This window comes from Pseudomonas sp. NPDC089392 (genome assembly GCF_044749595.1).
In the GTDB taxonomy this organism is placed as follows: Bacteria; Pseudomonadota; Gammaproteobacteria; order Pseudomonadales; family Pseudomonadaceae; genus Aquipseudomonas.
In genome coordinates, this window is sequence record NZ_JBIVIF010000016.1 from 1 (window position 1) to 25,409 (window position 25,409).

Below are 25,409 nucleotides of genomic sequence, written 5' to 3' on the forward strand. Positions count from 1 at the left end.
AAGGCGGACAGCGGTGACCTCACAGAAGTGACTGGCCCGAAACAGACAGTGGGAGCGGGCTTGTCCCGCGAAGCGCCGCGCGGGCGGCGCTCGATTTGTGCATCACCTCAAAACCCAAAGCATGCCCCCAGCCGGTGCTAGCGTTGCACCTCCTGCTTGAAGCGCAACCGCCAGCCATGCAGCAGTGGCTCGGTGTAGCCGCTCGGTTGTTCCCGCCCCTTGAACACCAGCTCCCGGGCGGCGCGGAACGCATGCGACGCTTCGAAACCGTCTGCCATCGGCCGGTACGCCGGGTCCCTGGCATTCTGCTGGTCCACCACACGGGCCATGCGCTGCAGGGTCGCCTCGACCTGCGCGGCATCGGCCACCCCATGGTGCAGCCAGTTGGCAATGTGCTGCGCCGAGATCCTTAGCGTTGCCCGGTCTTCCATCAGCCCCACATCGTGGATATCCGGCACCTTGGAGCAGCCGACGCCTTGCTCGACCCAGCGCACCACGTAGCCGAGGATGCCCTGGCAGTTGTTGTCCAGTTCGGCCTGGATGTCGGCGGCGCTCCAGGGCCGTTCGGGGCTGACCGGCACGCTGAGCAGGTCGTGCAGCAACGCGCTGCGCTGGGTATCCAAGTCTACCTGCTCGAGTGCCTGCTGCACGGCGGCCACATCCACCTGGTGGTAGTGCAGCGCATGCAGCGTGGCGGCGGTGGGCGAGGGTACCCAGGCGGTGTTGGCGCCGGCCTTGGGCTGGGCGCCTTTCTGTTCGAGCATGGCTGCCATCAGGTCAGGCATGGCCCACATGCCCTTGCCGATCTGCGCTTTGCCGCGCAGCCCGCAGGCCAGCCCCACCAGCACGTTGCTGCGCTCGTAGGCGTGGATCCAGGCGCTGCTTTTCATGTCGCCCTTGCGCAGCATGGCACCGGCTTGCATGGCCGTGTGCATCTCGTCACCGGTGCGGTCGAGGAAGCCGGTATTGATGAACACCAGCCGTGACGCCGCGCTGGCGATGCAGGCCTTGAGGTTGACGCTGGTGCGTCGCTCTTCGTCCATGATGCCGATCTTCAGGGTATGGGCGGGCAGGCCCAGCAGTGCCTCGACGCGGCCGAACAGCTGGTCGGCGAAGGCCACTTCGGCCGGCCCGTGCATCTTCGGCTTGACGATGTACAGGCTGCCCTCGCGGGAGTTGCCGCGGCGCTTGAGGTCATGCAGGCCGATCAGGCTGGTGACCACGGCATCAAGGATGCCTTCCGGGATTTCCCGGCCATCGCGATCATGAATCGCGGGGTTGGTCATCAGGTGGCCGACGTTGCGGATGAACAGCAGCGAACGCCCTGGCAGAGACAGTGGCTGGCCGTTTGCACCCTGGTACTGGCGGTCTGCGGCCAAGGTGCGGCTAAACGTCTTGCCCCCTTTGCTGACCTGCTCGCTGAGGTCGCCCTTCATCAGGCCAAGCCAGTTGCGGTAGACGTTGACTTTGTCGTCGGCATCCACGGCGGCTACCGAGTCTTCGCAGTCGATGATGGTGGTCAGCGCAGCTTCCAGGAGAATGTCCTTGACCCCGGCGAGGTCCTGCTGGCCGATCGCGCTGGCCGGGTCGAGCTGGATTTCGAAATGCAGTTGGTGATGTTGCAGCAGGATCGCCGTCGGGCTGTTTGGTTCACCTTGGTAGCCACCAAGTTGCGTAGGGTTCTGCAACCTGACCTGGCGGCCATCGGCCAGCGTTACCAGCAGCGTGCCCTGGTTGATGGCATAGGCCTTGGCGTTGCTGTGAGAAGCCCCGTCGAGGGGCGCGGCGGTGTCGAGAAACTGCCGGGCAAAGGCAATTACCTTGGCACCGCGAAGCGGGTTGTAGCCTTGGCCGCGTTCGGCACCATCGGTTTCGGCGATGGCATCGGTGCCGTACAGGGCGTCATACAGCGAGCCCCAGCGGGCGTTGGCGGCGTTGAGGGCGTAGCGGGCGTTGCTAAGGGGGACCACCAGCTGCGGGCCGGCTTGCACGGCGATTTCGCGGTCGACGTTATGGGTGCTGATCTGCACGTTTTCCGGGGCCTCGACGAGGTAGCCGATGCCGTGCAGGAATTTTTGGTAGGCAGCCATGTCGCTGATCGGGCCGGGGTGCTGGCGGTGCCAGTTGTCCAGCTCGGCCTGCAGGCGCTCGCGCTCGGCGAGCAGGGCGCGGTTTTGCGGGGCGAGGTCGTGGACCAGGGTGCTGAAGCCTTGCCAGAAGGTGGCGGCCTGGATGCCGGTGCCGGGGAGGACCTCGTCTTCGATGAAGCGCTGGAGGGTGGGGGCGATCTGCAGCTGGTGGTTTGGCATTGTCTGTTCGCTCGGTGTTCTGTCTGCTGGAAATCGGTTGCCTATGCGGGCCTATTCGCGGGTGAGCCCGCTCCTACATCGGGGCGCGGTACATGTAGGAGCGGGTTTACCCGCGAAGAGGCCGGCACAGGATCTACAAGGCCGCAGCCCCAGCCTTGGCCACCTGGGCATCCTGCTCGGACTTGACCCCGGACACGCCAATAGCCCCCACCACCTGGCCCTCCACCTTCAGCGGCACGCCACCTTCCAGGCTGGTCAGCAGCGGCGCGGTCACGAAAGCCGTACGGCCACCGTTTACCATCTCCTCGTAATCCCGCGTTTCCTTGCGCCCCAGCGCCGAGGTGCGGGCCTTTTCCATGGCTATGTAGGCACTGGCGGGTGCACAACCGTCCAGCCGTTCCAGGGCCAGCGGGTGGCCGCCGTCGTCGACCACGGCGATGGTCACGTTCCAGTTCTGGGCCAGGGCCTCTTGGCGGGCGGCGGTAAGCACGCGGGCAACATCTTCATGGCTGATCACGAACTTGCTATGCATGGGTTTTCTCCGGGTTCAAGGCTGCTTCGACAATTTCGATCCAGTGCCGCACTGGCGTGCGTCCAGCCCCGTCGAGGTGGGCCTGGCAACCTATGTTGGCAGTGGCGATGACTTGCGGTTTGCCGCTTTCCAGCGCGTTGAGGCGGTTGTCGCGCAGTTGCAGCGACAGTTCAGGCTGGGTCAGCGAATAGGTGCCGGCCGAGCCGCAGCACAGGTGGCCGTCCGGCACCGAGGTCAAAGTAAAGCCCAGGCGGCTGAGCAATGCCTCCACCGCGCCACCCAACTTCAGCGCGTGTTGCAAGGTGCACGGGCAATGGAAGGCCAGGCGTTGTTCTGCGCACAGGCCAAGTTGCTCGAGCGGCTCATCGCGCAGTACTTCTACCAGATCGCGGGACAGGGCGCTGACCCTTGCAGCTTTGGCAGCGTAGCGGGGGTCGTGCTCGAGCAAGTGGCCATAGTCGCGGACGAACGCACCGCAGCCGCTGGCGGTTTGCACGATGGCTTCGGCGCCGGCCTCGATGGCCGGCCACCAGGCGTCGATGTTGCGCCGCGCGCGTTGCAGGCCCTGCTCCTGAGCATTGAGGTGGTAGTCCACCGCGCCACAGCAACCAGCCTGCTGGATTGGTGTAACGCTGATGCCCAGGCGGTCGAGCAGGCGCGCGGCGGCGGCATTGGTGTTGGGCGACAGGGCCGGTTGCACGCAGCCTTCCAGCATCAGCACCCGGCGTGCATGGCGTGGCGTGGGGCGCTGACCGGGGGGGGTGACCCGCGCTGGCAGCTTGCGCTTGAGCGTGGCCGGCAGCAGCGGGCGCAGGGCCTGGCCGCTGCGGGTCAGGGCCTTGAACAGCGCCGGGCGCGGCACCACCGCACGCAGGCCCTGGCGCAACAGGCGCTGGCCGAGCGGGCGCGGCACCTGCTGTTCGACCACGGCGCGACCGATGTCCAGCAGGTCGTGGTACTTCACCCCGGAAGGGCAGGTGGTTTCGCAGTTGCGGCAGGTCAGGCAGCGGTCCAGGTGCAGTTGGGTGCTGGCGGTGATCGGCGCGCCTTCGAGCATTTGCTTGATCAGGTAAATGCGCCCGCGTGGGCCGTCCAGTTCATCGCCCAGCAACTGGTAGGTGGGGCAGGTGGCGGTGCAGAAACCACAGTGCACGCAGGAACGCAGAATGCTTTCGGCCTCGTCGGCGCGGGCCAGGCGTCGGGATGTTTCGCTCAGGTTGGTTTGCATGGTCTGGCCTCACAGGTCTGGGTACAGGCGGCCAGGGTTGAACACCCCCTGGGGGTCGAGTTGCTGCTTGAGGGCCCGGTGGTAGCGCATCAGCGCCGCGGGCAGCGGCGGGCTGCTGGCCGGGCCGGGGGCATAGCAGGTGGCGTGGCCGCCCACCTTGGCGACCTGGTCGCGAATGGCCTGTGCTGATGCCCCGGACTTGAGCCAACGCTGCGCACCACCCCAGTCGATCAACTGCTGGCCAGGCAGGTCCAGCTCGCCGATGGCGTTGGGCACCGACAAACGCCACAGTGGTGCAGGGTTGCTAAAGAACGCCAGGCGCTGTTCGCGCAGGTCGCTCCAGAAGCGGCTGTCGAGTGCTTCACCGCCCAGGCGCTGGCGCGCCGACTGCACTGAGCCTTCACCGCCTTCCAGGCGCAGGTAGAGGGCGTCGCCGTCATGGCAGGCAGCGCTGATCGGCAGCGGCTGCTGGCCCCATTCGGCCAGTTCGGCCAACGCCTGGTGGCGGCCCATCGGCAGGCGCAGGCTCAGGCACTGGCGCGGCCGTGGCAGTACTTTCAGCGACACTTCGGTCAGCAGCCCCAGGCAGCCAAAGCTGCCCGCCATCAGCCGCGAAACATCGTAGCCGGCCACGTTCTTCATCACTTCGCCGCCAAAGCGCAGCAGCTTGCCGTGGCCGGTGATCACCCGCGTACCGAGCACGTAGTCACGTACCGACCCCGCCCACGGCCGCCGAGGGCCCGACAGGCCGGCCGCGACCATGCCACCCAGAGTGGCCTCGGGGCCCAGGTGCGGGGGTTCGCAGGGCAGCATCTGGCCAGCCTCGTGCAGTGCCGCTTCGATCTCGCGCAGCGGTGTGCCGGCGCGGGCGGTGAGCACCAGTTCGGTCGGGTCGTAGCTGACGATGCCACGGTGGCTGCGGGTGTCGATCACCTCGCCAGCAACGGCGTTACCGAGCATGGCCTTGCTGTTGCCGCCCTGGATGCGCAGTGGCGTGGCCTGGTTCAGCGCCTGGTTGACCTGCTCCAGCAGGGCCTGGCTGATATCGCGGTCCATGCTCATCAGAAACGCTCCAGCTCGGGGAAGGGCAGTTGCCCGTGATGCACATGCAGGGCGCCGAACTCGGCGCAGCGGTGCAGGGTGGGGATGTTCTTGCCGGGGTTGAGCAGGCCTTGCGGGTCGAAGGCCGCCTTAACCGCGTGGAACAGGGTGATTTCATCGCTGTTGAACTGCGCGCACATCTGGTTGATCTTTTCGCGGCCCACGCCGTGTTCGCCGGTGATGCTGCCGCCCACCGCCACGCACAGTTCGAGGATCTTGCCGCCGATGGCTTCGGCGCGCTCCAGCTCGCCGGGCAGGTTGGCATCGAACAGGATCAGCGGGTGCATGTTGCCGTCGCCGGCGTGGAACACGTTGGCCACACGCAGGCCGTATTCGCTGGACAGGTCGCTGATGCCTTTGAGTACCCGCGGCAGTTCGCGGCGGGGGATGGTGCCGTCCATGCAGTAGTAGTCCGGGGAGATGCGCCCCACCGCCGGGAAGGCGTTCTTGCGCCCGGCCCAGAAACGCACGCGCTCGGCCTCGTCGCGGGCCAGCCGCACTTCGCGGGCGCCGGCTTGCGCCAGCACGGCGGCGACCCGCTCGCAGTCGTCGTGCACATCGGCCTCCACGCCATCCAGTTCGCACAGCAGGATGGCCGCTGCGTCCACCGGGTAGCCGGCGTGGATAAAATCCTCGGCGGCGCGGATCGCCAGGTTGTCCATCATCTCCAGGCCGCCAGGGATGATGCCGCCGGCGATGATCTCGGCCACCGCCCGGCCGGCGTCCTCGACGCTGTCGAAACTGGCCAGCAGCACCCGCGCCACCTGGGGCTTGGGCAGCAACTTGACGGTGACTTCGGTGACGATGCCGAGCATGCCTTCGGAGCCGGTGAACAGCGCCAGCAGGTCGAAACCGGGGCTGTCCAGCGCATCGCTGCCCAGGGTCAGGCGTTCGCCTTCGACCGTGAGGATTTCCACCTTGAGCAGGTTGTGCACGGTCAGGCCGTACTTGAGGCAGTGCACGCCACCGGCGTTTTCGGCCACGTTGCCACCGATCGAGCAGGCGATTTGCGAGGAGGGGTCTGGCGCGTAGTACAGGCCATGGGGCGCGGCGGCCTGGGAAATGGCCAGGTTGCGTACCCCGGGCTGCACACGGGCGAAGCGGCCCTGCGGGTTGACTTCAAGGATGCGCTTGAAGCGCGCCATCACCAGCAGGATGCCCTTGGCCAGCGGCAGGGCACCCCCCGACAGGCCGGTGCCGGCACCGCGCGCCACTACCGGCACGCCACGCTGATGGCAAAGCTTGAGCAGGGTCTGTACCTGTTCCAGGCGCTCGGGCAGCACCACCAGCAGTGGCACCGTGCGGTAGGCCGACAGGCCGTCGCATTCGTAAGGTTTGAGGTCTTCTTCGCGGTGCAGGATTTCGAGGTCGGGCAGGGCATCGTGCAGCGTTTGCAGCAGGGCCGCCTGGTCCACGGTGGGCAGCACGCCATCGACGCGTTCGTCGTACAGGATATTCATGGGCTCACTCGGCAACGGTTTTTTGTTGTTGTTGGCAAAGCGGTCACCGTTGCAGCCTGCGCGTGCCAACTGCTGGGGTCGAGTACCGGTTGCACTGGTCCTACCAGTTTTCGTTGCGGGTACTGGTTATTGGTGGCTTCACCTGGCTAGATTAGCCCAAGGTGTTCGAAGTGGTCCTACCAGCAAGAGGGTACGCAGTGGGTACTGAAGGCAAGGCCAAGGTCGCCGACCAGGTGGCCGAACGGGTTGAGCGGCTGATCGTCGAAGGCGTGCTCAAGGTGGGCCAGGCCCTGCCATCGGAGCGACGGCTGGTGGAGAAGCTTGGCTGTTCGCGTTCGGCCTTGCGTGAGGGCCTGCGCATTCTGCGTGGGCGGGGCATCATCGACACTGAGCAGGGGCGGGGGTCGTTTGTCGCCGACCTGACGGGGCAGGCGGGTGCCACGCCGTTGATGCACCTGTTCAGCTCGCAGCCGCGCACGCTGTTCGACCTGCTGGAGGTGCGGGCGTTGCTGGAAGCTGAATCGGCACGGCTGGCGGCGTTGCGTGCTACCGACGTCGACCGGTTGCTGATCCGCCGGCGCTACGAAGAGATGCTTGCCGCGCATGCTGCCCAGGAAACGCTCGATGCCCGTGAGCATGCCCGCCGCGACCATGCTTTCCACCGGGCCATCAGCGAGGCGTCGCACAACCCGGTGCTGGTGCATACCCTGCAATCGCTCAGCGACCTGACCTTGAGCACGGTGTTTGCTTCGGTCAACAACCTGTATTGCCGGCCGGCGCAAAAGCGCCAGATCGACCGACAGCATGCGCGGTTGTATCACGCGGTGATGGAGCAGCTGCCCGAGCAGGCACAGCGCGCGGCGCGGGAGCATATCAACGGGATTCGTGACAGTTTGCGGGAGATCGAGCAGGAGGAGCAGCGCTTGGTGCGGGCGACCATGCGTATGGATGGTTGGGGGTGAGGTTGGCCTGTGCCGGCCCTTTCGCGGGTAAACCCGCGCCTACAAATCTTGAAGCCGGTGCAAGCATTGTAGGAGCGGGTTTACCCGCGAAGAGGCCAGTACAGAAGTACTCAATGGTTGGCCACAGGATCATCCTGCGACAAGATGGCCCGGGCCAGTTCTTCATCATTGGCCTGCAGCCCAGGATGATCCTTGCGGACCTGTTCCAGCGCCGACTCCACATAGGCACCGCGGATTGCACCGCCACTGGCGACGAATGCAGAGAGTTCGTCACGGGCGGGGATGATCCGTTTGTCGTCCTTGAAGGTCGAATAAAGCGAGGCGGAAACACCGGCCGAGGTGGCGACGTCGCCTGCATCGACGTCGGCCAGGGCTGCACTGGCAGGCAGCAGGAGCAGCAGCGCAGGGGCGAGGAGTAGGTGGCGCATGTCGTGTTCTCCAGTAGCGTGAAGCTCAAGGAAATAGTCCACTCAGTGTTTAAGAAAGCGCGGGTGTGGTGGTAGTTCCCTATTCTGTGCTGGAGATTGCTGGGGCTGCTGCGCGCCCCTATCGCGACACAAGGCCGCTCCTACAGGAAATCGCGGTCCCCTGTAGGAGCGGCATTGCGTCGCGAAAGGGCCGCAAAGCGGCCCCCAGGGCCCGATCAGGCCAACTGGTAAGTCGTCTTGACCCGGGTAAAGAACTGCCGCGCATGCGTCCCTTGCTCACGCGAACCCAGGCTCGAGGCCCCGTTCCCCCCGAACGGCACGTGGTAGTCCACCCCCGCAGTAGGCAAATTGACCATGACCATCCCCGCCGAACTGTTGCGCTTGAAGTGCTCGGCATGGCGTAGCGAGGTGGTGACGATGCCGGCGGACAGGCCAAACGCGGTGTCCTCGGCGGCGGCAAACGCTTCGTCGTAATCACGCACCTTGAGCACGCTGAGCACCGGTCCGAAGATTTCTTCGCGGTAGATGCGCATGTCTGGCGCCACCTCGGTGAACAACGCCGGGGTGAAGAAGTACGCCCCCGCCTGGTTGTCGATCCGCTCGCCACCGCACACCAGCTTCGCCCCCTGTTCAAGGCCGGCGGCCACGTACGACAGGTTCTGCTCCAGTTGCCGGCTATCTACCACCGGGCCGATATCGGTGCTGGCGTGCAGCGCATCGCCCACCTTCAGTGCACGGGTACGTTCGGCCAGGCGTGCGACGAAGGCTTCGTGAATGCCTGCGGTCACGATCACCCGCGAGCTGGCGGTGCAACGTTGCCCGGTGCTGTAGAACGAGCCATTCAATGCCACCTCCACCGCCTGCTCCAGGTCGGCATCATCCAGCACGATCAGCGGGTTCTTGCCACCCATCTCCAGCTGCACTTTCTTCATGCCTTCGGCGGCCAGCCGGGCAATCTGCCGGCCGGTGTGTTCAGAGCCGGTGAAGCTGATGCCGTCGACCAGTGGCGAGCGAATCAGCGTATCGCCGACGCTGCGCCCTGGGCCGATCAGCATGTTGAACACGCCCGCCGACAAACCGGCGCGGGAGATGATTTCGGCCAGCGCCCAGGCCGAGGAGGGCACCAGCTCGGCCGGCTTGAAAACCACGCAGTTGCCAAAGCACAGCGCCGGGGCAATCTTCCATGCCGGGATGGCAATGGGGAAGTTCCACGGGGCGATGATGCCGACCACGCCCAGCGGCTGGGTGAACACATCGATGCCTACGTCCTGGCGCACCGACTGGTATTTTTCGCCTTCGGCGCGCAGGGCTTCCTGGGCATAGAACTTGAACGAGCGCCCGGCGCGGTCCACTTCGCCCAGGGCTTCACGCACCACTTTGCCTTCTTCGCGGGCCAGCAGCGTGGCCAGCTCTTCACGGCGGGCGAGGATTTCGGTGCCGATGAAGTCCAGCGCGTCAGCGCGCTGTTGCGGGTTGCTGCGTGCCCAGGCTGGTTGCGCGCGGCGGGCGGCGGCGATGGCCTGTTCGGTCAGCGCTTGGTCGGCGCGTTCGAAGCGCTCGACCACTTCACCCGGGTTGGATGGGTTGCGGTTTTCGAGGATGTCGGCGCTGCTGCCGAGTGCGACGAAGGCGCCGTCGACGTAGCTGCTCTTGGTAACGAAGGTCATGCGGTACGAATCCTTTTTGCTGAAAGCTGGCGGGCGACGAAGTCGCTGATGTTGTCCACGGCGCTGTCCATCAGCTGCTGCATGGCATCTTCGCTGCTCCAGGCGATGTGTGGGTTGAGCAGGAAGTCGTCGCGGTCGATCAGCTGGAACAGCGGGTTGCTTGGGTGCAGCGGCTCTACCTCCACCACATCCAGCGCCACACCGCCCAGGCGGCCGGCCTGCAGCGCCTGGATCAGCGCCGCTTCGTTGACCACGCCACCACGGCCGGTGTTGACCACCACGGCATCGGGCTTCATCAGGGCCAGTTGCTCGGCGTCGATCAGGTTGTGGGTTTCTGGCGTGAGCGGGCAGTTGATCGACAGCACGTCGCAGCTTTTCAGCAGCTCGGCCAGCGGCCGGCAGTCGGGGCCTTTACGTTTGCCGCCGCGGTCTTCGAACAGCACCTGCATGCCGAACGCGCGGGCCAGGTGCGCCAGGCGCAGGGCGATCGGGCCGCTGCCGATGATCGCCAGTTGCTTGTCGCGCACATCGCGGATGCGGTGGTTGAAGTAGATGTTCTGGTGCGGCTTTTCGCCGGCGTGTACCTGGCGCATCAGCCGGGTGAACGCGGCCGGGCGGCGGAACAGTTCGAGGATCATCGCCAGGCTGTGCTCGGCCACGGTGTTGGCGGCATAGCCTGGTACGCTCGACACTTCGATGCCATGGGCCTCGCAGTAGTCGACATCGACGATGTCGCGGCCGGTCAGGGCCAGCGAGATCATCTTCAGCTTGGGCAACTGGCGCAGGTGCTCTTCACGCAGCGGCACGCTGCAGGTCAGCGCCACGGTGGCGTCCTGCAGGTGCTCCAGCACCTGGTCGGGGTGGGTGTAGGCGAACTGCTGCCAGCTGTGCTTGCAGTCAGGGCGCTTGAGGCGGGTGGAAGGCGCCAGGCCTTCGTCGTCGAGGAAGACGATATGTTCGCTCATGCTGCGTTCCTTATTTCTTCTGCGCCGGTACGTAACCGGCCGGTGCCATGCCGACCAGCTGGCGGGTGATGAAGCCGGCGTCCTGGTCGTGGTCTTCCAGCGATTCCTTGCGCACCAGCGCGTCGCGCACCAGGTGCGCGCCAAAAAAGCGGAACGGCTCTGGCGGCAGCAGCTTCATCTTCTGGTTGACCAGGCCACAGTTGGCCCACTCGTCATTGGCATGGGTGGCCAGCGACTTGATGATGCGGCTGGCGAACACCGTGGTGGCCACGCCATTGCCCGAGAAACCGATGCCGTAGCTGACGGTCTGGTGCTGGTCGAGGTAGCCAAAGTTGGGCAAGCCTTTCATGGCCCGGTCGATTGGCCCGGTCCAGCTGCTGACGACTGGCACGTCCTGCAGTTGCGGGTACAGGCGGCGCAGTTCGGCGGCCACCTTGTCGGCAGCCGGCGATGGCTTTTCATACAGGTTGCCGATGCGCCCGGCGTAGGCGAACTGGCCCAGCGGCTTGCCGAATACCACGCGGCCGTCCGGGGTGTTGCGCCAGTAGTTGAGCACAGTGCGCGAATCGGTCATGCATTCGCCGCCGCTGAAGCCGATGGCGTCGAGCTTGGCCTTGACCGGCGCGGTGGCGACCATGTCGCTGGACATGATTGCGATCATCCGGCGCAGCTCGGGGAACTGCGCGCCCCAGGCATTGAGGGCCAGCACCACGTGGTTGGCCTTCACATGGCCCTTGGCGGTATGCACCACCGGGTTTTTGCCGCGTTCCAGGTGGGTGAACGGCGACTTCTCGAAGATCTGCACACCCAGTTTCAGCGCCACGCGGCGCAGGCCGCGGGCGAGCATGGCCGGCTGCACGGTGGCGGCGTTAGGGTCGTAGATGCCGCCCAGTACCAATGGCGAGCCGACACGGCCGCGAATGGTCTGGCGGTCCAGCTCCTGGAACGGGTTGACGTCGAGCTTCTGCAGGCCGTCGGTGAGCACGCGCCAGGAGTTCATCTGCCGCTGGTTGGTGGCCGTCCACAGCCAGCCGTCCTTGCGGTACTGGGCGTCGATGCCGTGCTCCTTGCAGAAGCTGCCGATCTCGTCGATGGCCGACTCGGCCGCCTCGCAGATGCGCCGCGCCTCGACGTCGCCGCAGATGGTGCGCACCGACAGGTATTTGCCCCACCAGTTGGTCGCCACGCCACCGTTACGCCCGCTGGCACCCGAGCCGCAGCGGTCGCGCTCGACGATGACGATGGTTTTTTCCGGGTGGGCCTGCTTCAGGCGGATGGCCGACCACAGGCCAAGGAAGCCACCGCCGACGATGCACACGTCGGCTTGAATCGAGTCCTGCAGGGCAGGGGCCAGGTCGTTGTCCAGGTCGAGCGCCTGGGCATACCAGAATCCACGGTACATGAGGGGTGCCTCTGAGCATGTTTGTCTTGTGCATACATGATGCTCAGCGCGGCTGGGGGGCCGATATTACAGTCATGACAATTGATAGAACGGCGCCGCCTTTTGTCACGGATTTACTATTTGTGGGGATGCATATGATATGACGGACGCAGGACGCGCCTTAGAATGGCGCTATTGCGGATGTCATGAGGCCAGCCACCATGGTTGCTCAACAACAAATAGAACAACAGATCGAACCGGCACACGCCCCCATCATCGCTGCGCAGGTAAAGCCCGAACTGCGCGTGGGCTTCGTGCTGATGAACCACTTCACCCTGGTGCCGGTGGCAGGGCTGGTGGACTCGCTGCGCTTTGCCGCTGACAAGTCGTTCCGCAGCCAGCAGGTGTTCTGCCAGTGGGACTGGATGACCCTTGACGACCAGCCGATCACTGCCAGCTGCGGCATGCCGATTTCGCCGACCAAGCCGCTGAACCTGTTCGCCCAGTACGACTACATCGTACTGGCCGGTGGCCTGCTGGACGAAACCCGCAACCCGCCGGCCTGGCTGCTGGATGCGCTGCGTGAAGTGCATGCGGCGAATATCCCGATCATCGCGCTGTGCTCGGGGTCGTTCGTGCTGGGCAAGGCCGGGCTGCTCGATGGCCGGCGCTGTGCGCTGCATTTCACCTTGCGCGATGAGTTCAAGGAACGCTTCCCGCTGTCCACGGCGGTGATCGACAAGAGCTATGTGGACGACCGCGGCATCATCACTTGCCCGGGCGGCACCGCCATCGACCTGGCGGCCAACCTGATCCGCCGGCACTGCGGCGCGGTGCGGGCGCAGAAGGGGCTGGAATACCTGCTGGTGGATGAGCGTGCCGAGGAGCAGCAGGACAAAGCGGCCAGTGAGTGCGTGTACCAGAACGACCGGGTGCAGCGGGCGATCAGCTTCATGCGCGCCAACCTGGATGCGTCGATGACGCTCAAGGCGGTGGCCGAAGCGGTGGGCACCCACCCCCGGCAGTTGCACCGTGAGTTCGTTGCCAACACCCAGGAGCCGCCGGCCAACTATTGGCGCAAGTTGCGTTTGGACCATGCCCGGCGTTTATTGGTGAACACCAGCCAGAACATCACCACCATCGCCTTGGCGTGCGGGTTTTCCGATGCGTCGCACTTCATCCTGTGGTTCCGCAAGCAGTATGGCGAGACACCGTACAGCTTCCGCAAGCGCCGGCATGAAGTGGAGCGGTTTGACTGGCATGGCGACAAGGTGGGGCTGGACCCGGAGTTGTAACCGGCGCGGTCCCTGTGGGAACGGGCTTGCCCGCGAACACGGGCGCAGCCCGTGCCATCCACCGCGGTGCCTGCTTCGCGGGTAAACCCGCTCCTACAGGGACCGCGCTGAGTTCAAGGAGGGTATTCAGACCTGGCCGAAGGCCTGGATTTCAATGCGGTAATCCGGCGTCGCCAAGGCCGCCCCTACGCAAGCCCGCACCGGTGGTTGGTCACCGACCCAGGCGTCATACACTTCATTCATCGCGGCAAACTCGCCCATGTCGGCCAGCCAGATCTGCATGCGGGTCAGGTTGCCCTTGCCTGCGCCAATCTGCGCCAGCCACTGCTCCAGTTGCGCCAGCACGCAGCGGGTCTGCGCGGCGATATCGCCGGGTTGCAGGGCGACAATGCCGGAGGTTTCGATACGGCCGTCCACCAGCACCATCTGGCTGGCCCGTGGGCCGCGGTTGATACGTTCGATCATCAGTTCGTCCCTTAGAACAGCACGTAGGTCTTGCGCAGGGTTTCGCGAATGTCCCACACACCCTCGCAGTTTTCCGGGAACAGCACGGCGTCGCCCGCGCGCAGTTCCACCGGCTCGCCGCCGTCGGGGGTGAAGGTGCACCAGCCGCTGACGATATGGCTGAACTCACGGTTTTTCAGGTGGCGGCGGAACACGCCAGGGCTGCTTTCCCAGACGCCGATGCTGGCGCCGATGGCTTCATCGGTCTGGTCCTGGGCGGTGGCGGCCTGGGCGATAGGTTCGCCGATGGGTAGGCGGGCCGGGGCGGGGGTGCCCAGCGGGGAGGCGGGGGCGTTGCGGACTACGGTCAGAATTTGGCTCACGGAATGGTTCCTTCAGGTGGTTCACTCTCGGGGCACTATCGCACTGGCCTGGTAGCGGGCCATATAACGGCTGGGACGGGTCGTGGGATGCTGCTGTCGGGCGGGTCAGGCGCCTGTAATTTTCTACTGGGGCTACTGGCCCTTTCGCGGGTAAACCCGCTCCCACAGGTACAGCGCCAAATCTGAAGCGAGTGGAGTTCCTGTGGGAGCGGGTTTACCCGCGAAGAGGTCGATACAGGTAAAACTTACTGGTCGGCCAACCGCGACCGGGTCAACAAACCATCCAGCACCACCTCGCACGCCGCCCCCCAGGTAGCACTAACCGGCTGATGCATCAGCACCGCCAGCCCATCCGCAGTAAAGGTCCCCGGGGTGGCAATAGCCTGCCCCAGGGCCTTGAGCGTGTATTGCGGCTGTTGCCCGGCACTGGCCACGCAGTCCTGCAGGTTGCCAAGCACCAATGCACGCGCTTCTGCCGCCGGCAGGCCTTTGTCCATCAGCCACTGCTGCAGGTCGTGCAGCAGGAAGTAGAACCAGCCGTTCATGCACGCCGCCACCGTGGCCAGCTCGAACTCGGGTTCGCCCTGCAGCACCACCAGTTTGCCCAGTGGCGCCAGGCACTTTGTGGTGAGCGCATCGGGCGGGCAGACCACCACAGTGGACTCGTTGTACTGCGCGGCATACGACAGCATCGCGCGCGCACAGAGGGCGCCGGGGAAGGCGGTTGCCAACTGCGCAAGGCTGATCCCGGCGGCCAGCGAAACCAGGCGCTGGCCAGGGCGCAGGCGCACTTCATCGGCCAGTTCGGCCAGCGAGTGCGGGCGTACGCCGAGGATCACCAGCTCGGCCCTGTCGACTACCGCCTGATTGCTGGTCAGAACTTCGCAACCGTGTTCATCGGCCAGCGTGGCGGCCCGTTGTGCATTGCGCGGTGACAACAGGATGGGGCCATCGAAACCGCTGCGGCGCAGGCCGATGACCACTTTTTCGGTCAGTTCGCCCACCCCGAGAATACCCAGGCTATGCATGGTGCCTCCTTGTCAGCTTTCCAGGCCGGCGCGGCGCTGGCCCCAGTGCAGGTTGAAGTTCACGCCCACGCTGAGCAATGGCTCCGGTGGGTTACGGTTGGGGCCTGCCGAGCCAAGCAGGAAGTCGATCAGTTCGTCGCGTTCGCCGCTCAGCCAATCGGCCAGCAGGGTGCCGGTGGCAGTGCCACGGGTGATGCCCAGGCCGTTGCAGCACAGTGCCGCATGAATGTTGGGAGCGAGGGTGCCGAAGTGCGACAGGTGGTTGCGCGACAGGCACATCGAACCGCCCCAGGTGTATTCGAACGGCATGCCCGACAGCATCGGGAAGCGTCGCTCGAACGACTCGCGGTGCTGGCGCCCGGCGCGGGCGATGTGGCGTGGGTTGGCGCGGCCGTCGGCGTTGAAGCTGAAGCTGTTGCGCACCAGCAGGCGCTGGTCCGGGGTACGGCGCAGGGTGCTGCCGAACGGGTCGGCGGGGATGATGCCCCAGCTGGCCTTGCCGCCCAGGCGAGCCTGTTCTTCCTCGGTCAGCGGGCGGGTCATGCTGGCGTAGGTGAAGATCGGCAGCAAACGGCCAGGCAGGAAGCCGAAGTGCGAGGCGAAGGCATTGTTGGTCAGCAGCAGCTGGTCGCCGATGATTTCGCCGTTGGCATGTTTGAGGGTAATGCGCCGGCCCTGCTCGATGTGAGTGATGGTGGTGCGTTCGTGCAAAGTCACGTTGGCCGGCAGGTTTTCGGCCAGGCCCTTGGCCAGGGCGGCCGGTTGCAGCAGTTGGGTGCCCGGGGTGTACAGCGCCTTGCGGTAGAACGCGGTGCCAAAGTGCTCGGGCAGGTCGCGCGCGTCGATCATCTGGTAGGGCTGGCCGAGTTTTTCCAGGCCACTGCGGTAGGCTTCGAGCACGGCCAGGCCTTTGTCTTCGACTGCGGCCTGGTACTTGCCGTCGGGGCGGATCTGGCAGTCGATGCCGTGCTGGTTGATCAGCCCGCGCAGGATCGACTGCGCGCGCAGGTTGAGCTTGAGGTTCATGCGCGCGGTGGGCAGGTCGCCGATGTAGTCGGCGGCGCCGATGTCGTGGGGCAGGTCGATGGCAAAACCGGAGTTGCGCCCCGAGGCGCCGAAGCCGACTTCCTGGGCGTCGACCAGGATCACCTCGTCGTCAGGGTGGTGCAGTGCCAGATGCCGCGCGGCGGCAAGGCCGGTGAAGCCCGCGCCGAGCACCACCCAGCGCGCCTCGCTCCGCCCCCGGTGCGCGGCGCGTGGCTGGCGCTTGGGGCTGAGGTGGAACCAGCCGCAACCGTTGTCGTCCGCAGGGGTAGAGGTGTTTCTGTACATGGGATTTTATCCGTGTTGTTTTCTCCACTATGGCATTGGGGTTGGCGCGGGGACTATGACGGGAGTGACGGGGAATGGGATGTTCTGGCTGGGGGGCGCCGTTGCTCTTCATCAATATCCAGCCATGCACCCAGGGTACGAGTGCGGAGGAGGCAAGAGTAACTGGCCCGAAACAGATGTGGGAGCGGCCTTGTGCCGCGAAGCGCCGCGCGGGCGGCGCTCGATCTCACAGGCGCCACAACTATCAAGCCATTGCCCTTACAACAACCCGATCTGGATATGCACCTCGCGCAACCGCGCCGGTGTCACGTCGTACTCGCGCTTGAACCAGTGGATCATGTGCGAGCTGTCGGTAAACCCGCACTCATAGGCAATCTGCGTCAGCGAGCGGCTGCTGTTCAGCACCATCCAGTGCGCGGCCTTCAGGCGCATGCGCCGCCAGTAGCTGGCCGGGGTGGCGCGCAGGTGTTTCTTGAACAGCCGGGTCAGCTCGCGCTCGGTGGTGCCCACCTCGTCTGCCAGGGCGGCAATTGTGCCGGTCTCGATCAGCCGCTGGCGCATCAGCCCGACTGCGTTGACCACCCGCGAATCCAGGCAGCGCAGGCCGCTTTCCGGGCCCTCGCGCAGGGCCTGCATTTCATCGAAGCCGCGCTCGGACAATACATAGTGCAGGGTCTTGTCTACCCGGGACTTGCCGCAGTGCTCGGCCACCAGGTGCATGGCCAGGTTGATCGAGGCCAGGCCGCCGGGGCAGGTGATGAACGGGCCGTCGCTGACCACCGGCACGTCGGCCACGGTAATGACCTTGGGGTGCACTTGCTTCATGGCTGCGGCCATCGAGAACTGCACCGCACAGCGGCGGCCGTCGAGCAGCCCCAGCTCGGCCAATACGAAGGTACCGGTGCACAGGCCGATGACCGGGACATTGGCGGCAACTGCACGGCGCACGAAGGCGTAGAGCGCCTCAGGGTAGGGCAGCTTGCTCTGCAGCAGGCCGCTGTGCACGACGATGTAGTCGTACTCGGTTGGGTCGCCGTATTGGCGGGTGGGCAGGACCGGGAAGCCGCAGCTGGACAGGATCGGCGCGTCGTCGTGCGACAACAGTTCCCAGGCGCAGTAGATCTGCCGGCTGAAGTCGCGCTCGTCGGCGGCCAGGCGCAGGCAGTCGACGAAGCAGGCCAGCGACATGAGGGTGAAGTCGGGCGTGGCGACGATGCCGAAGCGGACCGGGGTGACAGCGTCTGGCGGTGGCTTGAGCGGTTCGAGGAAGGAATAGTCAGCGCGCATGGTCAGGCCTCGGAAGCCGGGGGGCCGCGTTGCGGCCCAATCGCGACACAAGGCCGCTCCCACAAGGGCCAGGTTATGCCTGTGGGAGCGGCTTCAGCCGCGAACACCGGCGCAGCCGGTGCCATCCACCGTGTTGGATTCTTCGCGGGTAAACCCGCTCCCACAGGATTTACACAGCCCTGGAGCCTTGCGCAGTTCCTGTGGGAGCGGCCTTGTGTCGCGAATGGGGTGCAAAGCACCCCCAACACGACATTTGGTTTTTTGTACCGGTAATTGACGGAATCCTACAATCGCGAACGCCAGCTTGTCACTAAATTGAACCCAACGAAGCCCACCCAAAGGAGCCGTAAACCACCGCTTAATTCAATAAAAACAACGCGTTGCGATCACTAACACCTGCCTCCAAAAACACAAAGGGTGTACAGCACGATGCAAACCGTATTGAAAAGCGTCACCTCCGGCATTCACCCCGAACACCTGCGCCAGAACGTACTGGTCGATGTGCAGGGCCTGGGCAAGGACTACGGCGATACCACGGTCCTCAACGACATCAACCTCAGCGTCAACAAAGGCGAAGTCATCGCCATCATCGGCCCCAGTGGTTCGGGCAAAAGCACCTTGCTGCGCTGCGTGAACCTGCTTGACCCACCCACCCGCGGCATCCTGCGGGTAGGTGATACCACCATCGATGCCAGCCAGCCGCTTTCCAAGCGCCAGGTCCTCGCGTTGCGCCAACCGGTCGGTATGGTCTTCCAGTCGTTCAACCTGTTCCCGCACCTGACGGTGCTGCGCAATGTCAGCATCGCCCAGGAACGGGTACTCAAGCGCGACCGCAAGCATGCCGACGAAGTCTCGCGGCAGTTGCTCGACCGGGTCGGGCTGCTGAACAAAGCCGACCAGTACCCTTCGCGCTGCTCCGGCGGCCAGCAGCAACGCATCGCCATCGCCCGCGCCCTGGCCCTGGAACCGAGCCTGATGCTGTTCGACGAGCCGACGTCGGCGCTGGACCCTGAGCTGGGCCTGGAAGTGCTCAATGTGATGCAGGAGTTGGCCAGCCAGGGCATGACCATGATCGTCGTGACCCACGAAATGCACTTTGCCGAGAGCGTGTCGGACCGGGTGCTGATCATGGCCGACGGCCGGGTGATCGAAGAAGGCAAGAGTGCCCAGGTAATGCGCAAGCCACAGAGCGAACGGGCACAGCGCTTCCTCAGCGCGGTGATGAACCGATGAACGCCGAAATGCTTTACACCATCCTGGGCGGTATCCAGTGGACGGTACTGCTTACCGTCACCGCACTGGCCATTGGCGTGCTGCTGGGCGCCGTGCTGTGTGCCATGCGCGCCTCAGGTATGCGCCTGCTGGATGGCCTGGCTGCGGTATTGATCCTGACGCTGCGTGCGGTGCCGCCGATTGTCTGGTTGTTTCTGATTTTCTTCGGTATCGGCACCGGCATCCTGCAGGTAAGCCCGTTCCAGGCGGCTGCCATCGGCTTGGGCCTGATCACGGCGGCGAACATGGCCGAGATCTTCCGCGGGGCCCTGGCGGCGGTGCACAAGGGGCAGTGGGAGGCGGCCCAGGCTTTGAGCATGCCGGCGCGCTGGCGGCTGCTGGATGTGATTGCCCCGCAGCTGCTGAGGGTGTCGCTGCCGTCGATTGCCAGTTATGCCATCGGCCTGCTCAAGGACACCGCCATTGCCTCGACCATCGGTGTGCCGGAGATCGCCTTCCAGGCCACCCACGTATCGCAGGTGACGTTCCAGGGCCTGGCCACCTTTGCCTTCGCTGGCTGCCTGTACATCGCCCTGAGCATTCCGGTGGCCTGGGCCAGCCGCTGGGCCGACCAACGCATGCGCCTGAGGGTAGCCCGATGAACGAGACCTTGGCTTTCTGGCAACAGACGCTGCCTGCGCTGCTCGATGGTTTCCGCTTGTCGTTGCAGGTAACCGGTGTGTCGTTGCTGTCAGGCATCCCGTTGGGGCTGCTGCTGGCGCTGGGCCTGCGCTCACGCCACTTGCTGCTACGGGCGCCGTTGCTGGCAGTGATCGAAGTAGGGCGGGGCGCTTCGGTGCTGGTGCTGCTGCAGTTCGTGTACTTCGGTTTGCCCACCACGGGTTTTACACTCAGCGCGTTCGCTTCGGTGACCCTGGCGTTCACCTGGTGCACGGCGGCCTACACCAGCGAGATCCTGCGGGCCGGCATGGAGGCAGTGCCGCAAGGCCAGCGTGAGGCGGCCCAGGCATTGCGCTTCAGTGGCCTGGACACCTTGCGCCTGATCATCCTGCCGCAGGGCTTGCCGATCTCGATACCGGCCTTGCTCGGCTTTGCCATCCTGATGCTGCAGGCGTCGTCGCTGGCCTTCGTGGTGGCGCTGCCGGAACTGATGAGCAAGGCCCAGCTGATTGGCTCCAACACCTTCCAGTACATGCCCATTTTCATCCTTGTCGCATTGCTGTTCGCGGTCATCTGCATCCCGGCCACAGTGGTGGTCGGCTACCTGGAGCGGCGCCTCGGCCGCCACCTCTGACAACACCATTTGGAGTGACACCACCATGCGTATTTTCAAACTCGCACTGCTCGCCGCTGCCTGCGTGTTGGCAGGCCAGGCACTGGCCGCAGACACCTGCACCCCCAGCGAACATTTCAAGACCATCAAGCCCGGCAGCCTGACCGTGGCCGTGTACAACTACCCGCCGTTCACCACGGTGGCTGGCCCCAAAGACATCGGCGGCGTGGATACCGATGTGGTGCGCGAGATTGCCAAGCGCAACTGCCTGACCCTGGTGCCGGTGATCGTCGACCCGTCGGCAGTGATCCAGAACGTGCTTAGCCAGAAAGTCGACCTGGGGATTGGCGACTGGTTTCGCACCGCTGAGCGGGCCAAGGTACTGGGCATGAGCTGGCCGCTGTATGTCGACCAGATGGCGTTCTATTCCCGCGAGGGCTACAGCGAAGTCAGCCAGCTCAACGGCAAGCGGGTGGGCGCGGTGTCGGGCTTCCTTTACGCCGGGCAGATCCAGGCCAGCCTCGACAACCCGGTGGTGCTGTACCCCAACCCGGTGGGCCTGGCCCAGGACCTGGCCGCCGGGCGCCTGGACGTGGCCGTGGACAGCTACGGCACCGGCAAGTACGCCCAGGGCAAAGGTGCTTACCAAGGTATCCAGATCGAGATCGCCAAGCCCGACGCGCGCGTGCCGGTGTCGGTAGAGCCGGCGCAGATCGCCTTGCTGTACCACATGAACAAGCCCGACCTGGGCGCTGCGCTGGACAAGCAGATCAAGCAGCTGCACGCCGAAGGCCGCATTGCGCAGATCCTTGAGGCCAATGGCCTGGCGGCCAGTGGCGCCGACACTGGCGAACCGCGCCTGATCAAGTAACCCATTCCGACACAACCCCAAGAAGGACGGATGACACATGGCTCGTAACGTTTTCTTCTGCATCGATTCCCATGCCTGCGCCAACCCTGTGCGCGTGGTCGCTGGCGGTGGCCCGCTGCTGCCCAACGTGCCTATGGCCGAAAAGCGCATGCTGTTCCTGGAGAAGCACGACTGGGTGCGCAAGGCGCTGATGTTCGAACCACGCGGGCATGACGCCATGTCCGGCTCGATCCTGTACCCCTCGACCCGCGACGATTGCGACGTCGGCGTGCTGTTCATCGAGGTCAGCGGCTGCCTGCCGATGTGCGGCGCCGGCACCGTGGGCACGGTGACCGTGGCCATCGAGGAAGGGCTGGTGGTGCCGCGTGAAGAGGGGCGTCTGGCGCTGGAAACCCCGGCCGGCCGGGTGGATATCGAGTACAAGCGCAATGGTGCGTTTGTCGAGGAAGTGCGGCTGTTCAACGTCAACAGCTACCTGCATGAGCGCGACATCGTGCTTGAGGTGCCGCAGATCGGCACGTTGACCGTCGACCTGTCTTACGGCGGCAACTACTACATCATCGTCGAGCCACAGGAGAACTACGCCGGCCTGGATGGCCTGAAGGCCGACGACCTGGTGCGCATGAGCCACCTGGTGCGTGAGGCTGCGCAAAAGGTGCTGCACCCGGTGCACCCGGAGGACGAGCGCATTCGTGGGGTCAAGCATGTGATGTGGTGTGACAAGCCCAAGGCCCCGGGGGCGTCGGCGCGCAATGCGGTGTTCTATGGCGACAAAGCCATTGACCGCTCGCCGTGCGGAACCGGTTCTTCGGCAAGGGTGGCACAGCTGGTGGCGCGGGGGCGGTTGCAGGTGGGCGAGACCTTTGTGCACGAGAGCATCACCGGCACCACGTTCAACTGCCGGGCCGAGGAACTGACGCGCGTAGGTGATTACCAGGCGGTGCGGCCGAGCGTGGCGGGCTGGGCGCGGGTGATCGGGTACAACACCATTGTTGTGGATGACCGTGACCCGCTGGCGCATGGGTTCCAGATTGCCTGAGGATTGAGCTGCATGATCATTCAAAGCAGACGCTATCCATTCTGATGACCGGTCGGTGACAAGCGCAGCGGCATGACTACGCTCAAAAAATTAGAAATATTCTGCAATATTTTACCGGCTGGCCTTGAGGGATCTCGTTCAACTGCGGCTCATGGAAGGTCGCGCTGGTTTGCAGGTCGCCCCATGGGGGGGCCGGAAATCACAGGGCGCGCAGTGCAACCCTGTGCTACTCCAAGCGGAGGCTCATCATGCTCAAGAAATGCCTGTTGGCTTTGGCTATCGGTGCTGTGTTGTCGGCGTCAGCGGTGTTGGTGCCTGACTCCATTGGTGGCCCCTCCAGCGCGTATGCGAAGGATGGTGGCGGTGGTGGCGGTGGTGGCGGTGGGGGCGGCGGCGGTGGCCACGGTGGTGGTGGCGGAGGCGGCGGTCATGGTGGCGGTGGTGGTGGCAGCGGCGGTGGCGGGGGGCATGGTGGCGGTGGCGGTGGCGGCGGCCATGGCGGAGGAGGTGGTGGTAGCGGAGGCGGCGGAGGCTCGGGTGGTGGCCACGGCGGCAGCGGGCACAGCGGCGATGGCGGTGGGCAGGGTAGCAGCGGGCGTAACGGTGCTGATGATGGCGCCAACCACGAGGCTAACCATGAGGCGAATCACGAAGCGAATCACGATGTGGGTGACGACCACGGTGTAGGGCATGGCGCTGATGATGGGGCTGACCATGACGTTGGGGATGATCGCGGAGGTGATCGGAACTGACAATTGCAGTGCCTGTGCCGGCCTCTTCGCGGGTAAACCCGCTCCTACAGGTAGCGCGCCGAGTTCAAGGTTGGCGCAGTACCTGTAGGAGCGGGTTTACCCGCGAAGAGGCCGGCACAGGTTTACCAACAATCAGATCGACAACCGCACCACCCGGTTATCCAGCACCTGCTGTTCCTGCCCCCGCCGCTTGTTCACCACCAGTTCGCCAATCGCAATCAGCCGCGTGCGTGTGATGTTGCGCGACAACCCCAGCAACTGCGCGGTATGCACCTGGTTGTAGTGGCAGAACCGGTATGCCGAGCGCAACAACGCATTCTCCACCTGTTCGTACAGGTCGCCCGACTGCTCCTCGTACAACCGGCTGAACGCCCGTTGCAGCAAGTCCTCCACACCATTACCTGCCGGCTCTTCCTCCTGCCGCTCTATGCGCAGGTGGGACAGGCGCAGGTCTTGCGCCTGCACCGTGCCGTCGCCGCAGGTCAGCAAGCTGTGGTGAATCACGTTCTCCAGCTCGCGGATATTGCCCGGCCAGCTGTATTCCACCAGCTTGGCCTGGGCCTTGGGGCTCAGCTCCACCGGCCCGTAGCCCAGCCGGTCGCTGTAGCTGCGGATGAAGTGCCTGGCCAGCGGCAGGATGTCACCCGGGCGGTCGCGCAGTGGGTGCAATTGCAAGGTCACCACGTTCAGCCGGTAGTACAGGTCTTCACGGAAGTGCCCGGCGTTGATGGCCTTTTCCAGCTGTACGTTGGTTGCCGCCAGTACCCGCACGTTGATCGGGATGCTTTTGCGCGAGCCCAGCCGCACCACCTCGCGCTCTTGCAGCACGCGCAGCAGCTTGACCTGGATCGGCAGCGGCAGGTCGCCGATTTCGTCGAGGAACAGCGTGCCGCCGTTGGCCTCCTCGAACCAGCCAGCCTTGGCTGCCAGGGCGCCGGTGAAGGCGCCTTTTTCATGGCCGAACAGCTCGGCTTCGACCAGCGACTCGGAAAACGCCCCGCAGTTGACCGCCACGAACGGGCCATTGCGCCGGCCGCTGAGGTTGTGGATGTGGCGTGCGACCAGCTCCTTGCCCGTACCGGTTTCACCGATGATCAGCACGCTGGCCTCGCTAGGGGCGACCTGTTGCAAGTGGGCGAGCAGCGCCTGCGACTTGGGGTCTTCGAAGACCTGTGCGGTCGCCCTGATCGAGGTGGCCAGTGTCGGTGACGGGGGGAGGGTCAGCAGTTGCATGGGCAATCCTCAGGAATAGAAGGACGGGGCAGGGCGCTTGTCGTTGAGGGCCCACTCGCCAAGTTCGTGAATGCGGTAGTCCACCGGGTCGTGCAGGGTTTGCGTGCGCAGGTTGCGCCAGTGCCGGTCGAAGCGCAGCGAGGCATGGGTGGCGCGGGCGCCAGTGACCTCGAACAGGCGGTTGCAGATATCCAGGCCGTGACGGCTGGCGGCGACTTTGGCAGTGCCGATCGCCAGGGCCAGGTCACCGCGTTCTTCGGCGCTCAGGGCGTGTTCCTTGGCCCAGGCGGCATCCAGCTGGCGCGCGGCCCGTTCGATCAGCAGGCGCACGCTTTCCAGGCCGACCCAGAACTCGCCGTAATGGCGCAGCACGTAGGGGTCTTCGGCGCTGCTGGCAGCGCTGGAGCGGAACCATGGGCGGCTCTCCTTGAGGGTGTATTGGCGGGCTTCTGCGAACGCGCCCTCGGCAATGCCAAGGAACAGGTTGGCGAAATGCAGCTGGGCAATCAGTGGGCGCAGGGCGGCGAACGGCGTGCTCAAGGGGCCTGGGTCGAGCAGCAGCTCGTTGTGCTCGACCCGCACCCGCTCGAAGGTGGCACTGCCGCTGTCGGTCTGGCGCTGGCCGATGTTGTGCCAGTCGCTGTGCAGGCTGATGCCGGTACGGCCACTGGGAATGGCGGCGATCAGCAACTTGCCGCCGGCACGCTCGTCCACCGCCGAGGCGATGAGCATTTCCGAATCGCTGGCGCCGGAGCAGAAGCTTTTCTTGCCGGAGAACTCGCACCAGCCGTCGAAGTGCTTGACCACGGTGCGGGTGTCCAGCGGGTTCAGGGCATTGCCCCAGAACCACTGTTTGCGCGCGGTCTGTTCGAACCAGGGCTGCCATTGCTCTGGGCGTGAGAACAGGCGCACGGTGGCCAGCATCAGGTGATGGAAGCCGAATACATGGGCGATGGAGCTATCGACCCGGGCGAACTCGCGTACCACCGCGAAGGTGTCGTGCCAGCTGGCGCCCTGGCCGCCGAAGGCCTGCGGGATCACCAGCGACAGCAGGCCGCTGTCGCGCAGGGCATCGCGCTCGGCTTTTGGCGTGCCGCCGCGCTCGTCGCGCTCGACCGCAGTCTGGGCAAACTGCCCGGCCAGTTCGCGGGCGATAGCCAAGGCCGGGCGCAGGGGTGTCTTCACAGGTGCATTCATGGCAGCTCC

24 protein-coding genes are annotated in these 25,409 nt (G+C 65.1%); 7 read left to right on the forward strand and 17 right to left on the reverse strand.

Going from position 1 to position 25,409, the window contains the following annotated elements; translation table 11 throughout:
- Window positions 1-137: 137 nt before the first annotated feature.
- The 5 genes from ACIP1G_RS15400 to glcD form a co-directional block, all read right to left on the reverse strand.
- Complete coding sequence (locus tag ACIP1G_RS15400; RefSeq protein ID WP_400738451.1) at window positions 138-2,309, reverse strand: malate synthase G; 2,172 nt, start codon at window positions 2,307-2,309, stop codon at window positions 138-140.
- Between the two features lie 133 nt (window positions 2,310-2,442).
- Window positions 2,443-2,841: a heme-binding protein gene (locus ACIP1G_RS15405; protein WP_400738453.1), complete on the reverse strand. Its 399-nt coding sequence runs from the start codon at window positions 2,839-2,841 to the stop codon at window positions 2,443-2,445.
- Window positions 2,834-4,069: a glycolate oxidase subunit GlcF gene (gene glcF / locus ACIP1G_RS15410; RefSeq protein WP_400738456.1), complete on the reverse strand. Its 1,236-nt coding sequence runs from the start codon at window positions 4,067-4,069 to the stop codon at window positions 2,834-2,836. The genes ACIP1G_RS15405 and glcF overlap by 8 nt, the downstream gene beginning before the upstream one ends.
- A 9-nt stretch (window positions 4,070-4,078) precedes the next feature.
- Window positions 4,079-5,131, reverse strand: a complete 1,053-nt coding sequence (gene glcE / locus ACIP1G_RS15415) for a glycolate oxidase subunit GlcE (protein ID WP_400738459.1) — start codon at window positions 5,129-5,131, stop codon at window positions 4,079-4,081.
- Window positions 5,131-6,630 (reverse strand): glycolate oxidase subunit GlcD, encoded by a 1,500-nt coding sequence (gene glcD, locus ACIP1G_RS15420; protein ID WP_400738462.1) that lies wholly within the window; start codon window positions 6,628-6,630, stop codon window positions 5,131-5,133. The genes glcE and glcD overlap by 1 nt, the downstream gene beginning before the upstream one ends.
- A 197-nt stretch (window positions 6,631-6,827) precedes the next feature.
- Here glcD and glcC point away from each other — a divergent pair, with 197 nt between their 5' ends.
- Window positions 6,828-7,592, forward strand: a complete 765-nt coding sequence (gene glcC / locus ACIP1G_RS15425) for a transcriptional regulator GlcC (RefSeq protein ID WP_400738464.1) — start codon at window positions 6,828-6,830, stop codon at window positions 7,590-7,592.
- Between the two features lie 110 nt (window positions 7,593-7,702).
- On the opposite strand, the gene ACIP1G_RS15430 is transcribed toward glcC, so the two are convergent.
- From ACIP1G_RS15430 to ACIP1G_RS15445, 4 genes are all read right to left on the reverse strand, one after another.
- On the reverse strand, window positions 7,703-8,020 hold the full coding sequence (locus ACIP1G_RS15430) for a DUF2388 domain-containing protein (RefSeq protein ID WP_400738467.1): 318 nt from the start codon (window positions 8,018-8,020) through the stop codon (window positions 7,703-7,705).
- Window positions 8,021-8,235: 215 nt separating this feature from the next.
- Window positions 8,236-9,687, reverse strand: coding sequence for an aldehyde dehydrogenase family protein (locus ACIP1G_RS15435; protein ID WP_400738470.1), 1,452 nt, complete (start codon window positions 9,685-9,687; stop codon window positions 8,236-8,238).
- On the reverse strand, window positions 9,684-10,652 hold the full coding sequence (locus ACIP1G_RS15440; RefSeq protein ID WP_400738473.1) for an NAD(P)-dependent oxidoreductase: 969 nt from the start codon (window positions 10,650-10,652) through the stop codon (window positions 9,684-9,686). The genes ACIP1G_RS15435 and ACIP1G_RS15440 overlap by 4 nt, the downstream gene beginning before the upstream one ends.
- Window positions 10,653-10,662: 10 nt before the next feature.
- The gene (locus tag ACIP1G_RS15445) at window positions 10,663-12,054 is read right to left on the reverse strand and encodes an NAD(P)/FAD-dependent oxidoreductase (RefSeq protein WP_400738476.1); all 1,392 of its coding nucleotides are present in this window, start codon (window positions 12,052-12,054) and stop codon (window positions 10,663-10,665) included.
- Between the two features lie 200 nt (window positions 12,055-12,254).
- Here ACIP1G_RS15445 and ACIP1G_RS15450 point away from each other — a divergent pair, with 200 nt between their 5' ends.
- Window positions 12,255-13,328: a GlxA family transcriptional regulator gene (locus ACIP1G_RS15450; RefSeq protein ID WP_400738478.1), complete on the forward strand. Its 1,074-nt coding sequence runs from the start codon at window positions 12,255-12,257 to the stop codon at window positions 13,326-13,328.
- A gap of 126 nt (window positions 13,329-13,454) precedes the next feature.
- On the opposite strand, the gene ACIP1G_RS15455 is transcribed toward ACIP1G_RS15450, so the two are convergent.
- The 5 genes from ACIP1G_RS15455 to ACIP1G_RS15475 form a co-directional block, all read right to left on the reverse strand.
- Window positions 13,455-13,793, reverse strand: coding sequence for a RidA family protein (locus ACIP1G_RS15455; RefSeq protein ID WP_400738481.1), 339 nt, complete (start codon window positions 13,791-13,793; stop codon window positions 13,455-13,457).
- An 11-nt stretch (window positions 13,794-13,804) separates the two neighbouring features.
- Window positions 13,805-14,155 (reverse strand): cupin domain-containing protein, encoded by a 351-nt coding sequence (locus ACIP1G_RS15460; protein WP_400738483.1) that lies wholly within the window; start codon window positions 14,153-14,155, stop codon window positions 13,805-13,807.
- A 245-nt stretch (window positions 14,156-14,400) separates the two neighbouring features.
- Window positions 14,401-15,183 (reverse strand): NAD(P)-binding domain-containing protein, encoded by a 783-nt coding sequence (locus tag ACIP1G_RS15465; RefSeq protein WP_400738486.1) that lies wholly within the window; start codon window positions 15,181-15,183, stop codon window positions 14,401-14,403.
- 12 nt (window positions 15,184-15,195) lie between these two features.
- Complete coding sequence (locus tag ACIP1G_RS15470) at window positions 15,196-16,515, reverse strand: NAD(P)/FAD-dependent oxidoreductase (RefSeq protein WP_400738489.1); 1,320 nt, start codon at window positions 16,513-16,515, stop codon at window positions 15,196-15,198.
- 258 nt (window positions 16,516-16,773) lie between these two features.
- Entirely contained in the window at window positions 16,774-17,802 is a 1,029-nt protein-coding gene (locus tag ACIP1G_RS15475) for a GlxA family transcriptional regulator (protein WP_400738492.1), read from the reverse strand.
- Window positions 17,803-18,231: 429 nt separating this feature from the next.
- Here ACIP1G_RS15475 and ACIP1G_RS15480 point away from each other — a divergent pair, with 429 nt between their 5' ends.
- From ACIP1G_RS15480 to ACIP1G_RS15500, 5 genes are read left to right on the forward strand one after another with little or no spacing between them, the layout of a single operon-like run.
- The gene (locus ACIP1G_RS15480; protein WP_400738495.1) at window positions 18,232-19,035 is read left to right on the forward strand and encodes an amino acid ABC transporter ATP-binding protein; all 804 of its coding nucleotides are present in this window, start codon (window positions 18,232-18,234) and stop codon (window positions 19,033-19,035) included.
- Between the two features lie 8 nt (window positions 19,036-19,043).
- Window positions 19,044-19,676 carry an amino acid ABC transporter permease gene (locus ACIP1G_RS15485; protein ID WP_400738497.1) on the forward strand — a complete coding sequence of 211 codons (633 nt, stop codon included), beginning with the start codon at window positions 19,044-19,046 and terminating at the stop codon, window positions 19,674-19,676.
- Complete coding sequence (locus tag ACIP1G_RS15490) at window positions 19,673-20,329, forward strand: amino acid ABC transporter permease (RefSeq protein ID WP_400738500.1); 657 nt, start codon at window positions 19,673-19,675, stop codon at window positions 20,327-20,329. The genes ACIP1G_RS15485 and ACIP1G_RS15490 overlap by 4 nt, the downstream gene beginning before the upstream one ends.
- Window positions 20,330-20,354: 25 nt before the next feature.
- Window positions 20,355-21,179 (forward strand): substrate-binding periplasmic protein, encoded by an 825-nt coding sequence (locus ACIP1G_RS15495; RefSeq protein ID WP_400738502.1) that lies wholly within the window; start codon window positions 20,355-20,357, stop codon window positions 21,177-21,179.
- A 37-nt stretch (window positions 21,180-21,216) separates the two neighbouring features.
- On the forward strand, window positions 21,217-22,218 hold the full coding sequence (locus ACIP1G_RS15500) for a 4-hydroxyproline epimerase (RefSeq protein WP_400738504.1): 1,002 nt from the start codon (window positions 21,217-21,219) through the stop codon (window positions 22,216-22,218).
- A 299-nt stretch (window positions 22,219-22,517) separates the two neighbouring features.
- On the opposite strand, the gene ACIP1G_RS15505 is transcribed toward ACIP1G_RS15500, so the two are convergent.
- The 3 genes from ACIP1G_RS15505 to ACIP1G_RS15515 all read right to left on the reverse strand — a co-directional run bounded on the left by ACIP1G_RS15505 (window position 22,518) and on the right by ACIP1G_RS15515 (window position 25,400).
- A complete protein-coding gene (locus ACIP1G_RS15505) occupies window positions 22,518-22,973 on the reverse strand; it encodes a hypothetical protein (RefSeq protein ID WP_400738507.1) in 456 nt (151 codons plus the stop codon).
- Window positions 22,974-23,102: 129 nt separating this feature from the next.
- A complete protein-coding gene (gene sfnR / locus ACIP1G_RS15510) occupies window positions 23,103-24,203 on the reverse strand; it encodes a sigma54-dependent transcriptional activator SfnR (protein WP_400738510.1) in 1,101 nt (366 codons plus the stop codon).
- A 9-nt stretch (window positions 24,204-24,212) separates the two neighbouring features.
- A complete protein-coding gene (locus tag ACIP1G_RS15515; RefSeq protein ID WP_400738512.1) occupies window positions 24,213-25,400 on the reverse strand; it encodes an acyl-CoA dehydrogenase family protein in 1,188 nt (395 codons plus the stop codon).
- Window positions 25,401-25,409 lie beyond the last annotated feature (9 nt).

Excerpts from the sequence above, each read along its gene's own strand:
- ACIP1G_RS15400 (WP_400738451.1), bottom strand. The coding sequence starts at position 2,309 with ATGCCAAACCACCAGCTGCAGATCGCCCCCACCCTCCAGCGCTTCATC.
- ACIP1G_RS15405 (WP_400738453.1), bottom strand. The coding sequence starts at position 2,841 with ATGCATAGCAAGTTCGTGATCAGCCATGAAGATGTTGCCCGCGTGCTT.
- glcF (WP_400738456.1), bottom strand. The coding sequence starts at position 4,069 with ATGCAAACCAACCTGAGCGAAACATCCCGACGCCTGGCCCGCGCCGAC.
- glcE (WP_400738459.1), bottom strand. The coding sequence starts at position 5,131 with ATGAGCATGGACCGCGATATCAGCCAGGCCCTGCTGGAGCAGGTCAAC.
- glcD (WP_400738462.1), bottom strand. The coding sequence starts at position 6,630 with ATGAATATCCTGTACGACGAACGCGTCGATGGCGTGCTGCCCACCGTG.
- ACIP1G_RS15430 (WP_400738467.1), bottom strand. The coding sequence starts at position 8,020 with ATGCGCCACCTACTCCTCGCCCCTGCGCTGCTGCTCCTGCTGCCTGCC.
- ACIP1G_RS15435 (WP_400738470.1), bottom strand. The coding sequence starts at position 9,687 with ATGACCTTCGTTACCAAGAGCAGCTACGTCGACGGCGCCTTCGTCGCA.
- ACIP1G_RS15440 (WP_400738473.1), bottom strand. The coding sequence starts at position 10,652 with ATGAGCGAACATATCGTCTTCCTCGACGACGAAGGCCTGGCGCCTTCC.
- ACIP1G_RS15445 (WP_400738476.1), bottom strand. The coding sequence starts at position 12,054 with ATGTACCGTGGATTCTGGTATGCCCAGGCGCTCGACCTGGACAACGAC.
- ACIP1G_RS15450 (WP_400738478.1), top strand. The coding sequence starts at position 12,255 with ATGGTTGCTCAACAACAAATAGAACAACAGATCGAACCGGCACACGCC.
- ACIP1G_RS15455 (WP_400738481.1), bottom strand. The coding sequence starts at position 13,793 with ATGATCGAACGTATCAACCGCGGCCCACGGGCCAGCCAGATGGTGCTG.
- ACIP1G_RS15465 (WP_400738486.1), bottom strand. The coding sequence starts at position 15,183 with ATGCATAGCCTGGGTATTCTCGGGGTGGGCGAACTGACCGAAAAAGTG.
- ACIP1G_RS15470 (WP_400738489.1), bottom strand. The coding sequence starts at position 16,515 with ATGTACAGAAACACCTCTACCCCTGCGGACGACAACGGTTGCGGCTGG.
- ACIP1G_RS15475 (WP_400738492.1), bottom strand. The coding sequence starts at position 17,802 with ATGCGCGCTGACTATTCCTTCCTCGAACCGCTCAAGCCACCGCCAGAC.
- ACIP1G_RS15480 (WP_400738495.1), top strand. The coding sequence starts at position 18,232 with ATGCAAACCGTATTGAAAAGCGTCACCTCCGGCATTCACCCCGAACAC.
- ACIP1G_RS15485 (WP_400738497.1), top strand. The coding sequence starts at position 19,044 with ATGCTTTACACCATCCTGGGCGGTATCCAGTGGACGGTACTGCTTACC.
- ACIP1G_RS15490 (WP_400738500.1), top strand. The coding sequence starts at position 19,673 with ATGAACGAGACCTTGGCTTTCTGGCAACAGACGCTGCCTGCGCTGCTC.
- ACIP1G_RS15495 (WP_400738502.1), top strand. The coding sequence starts at position 20,355 with ATGCGTATTTTCAAACTCGCACTGCTCGCCGCTGCCTGCGTGTTGGCA.
- ACIP1G_RS15500 (WP_400738504.1), top strand. The coding sequence starts at position 21,217 with ATGGCTCGTAACGTTTTCTTCTGCATCGATTCCCATGCCTGCGCCAAC.
- sfnR (WP_400738510.1), bottom strand. The coding sequence starts at position 24,203 with ATGCAACTGCTGACCCTCCCCCCGTCACCGACACTGGCCACCTCGATC.
- ACIP1G_RS15515 (WP_400738512.1), bottom strand. The coding sequence starts at position 25,400 with ATGAATGCACCTGTGAAGACACCCCTGCGCCCGGCCTTGGCTATCGCC.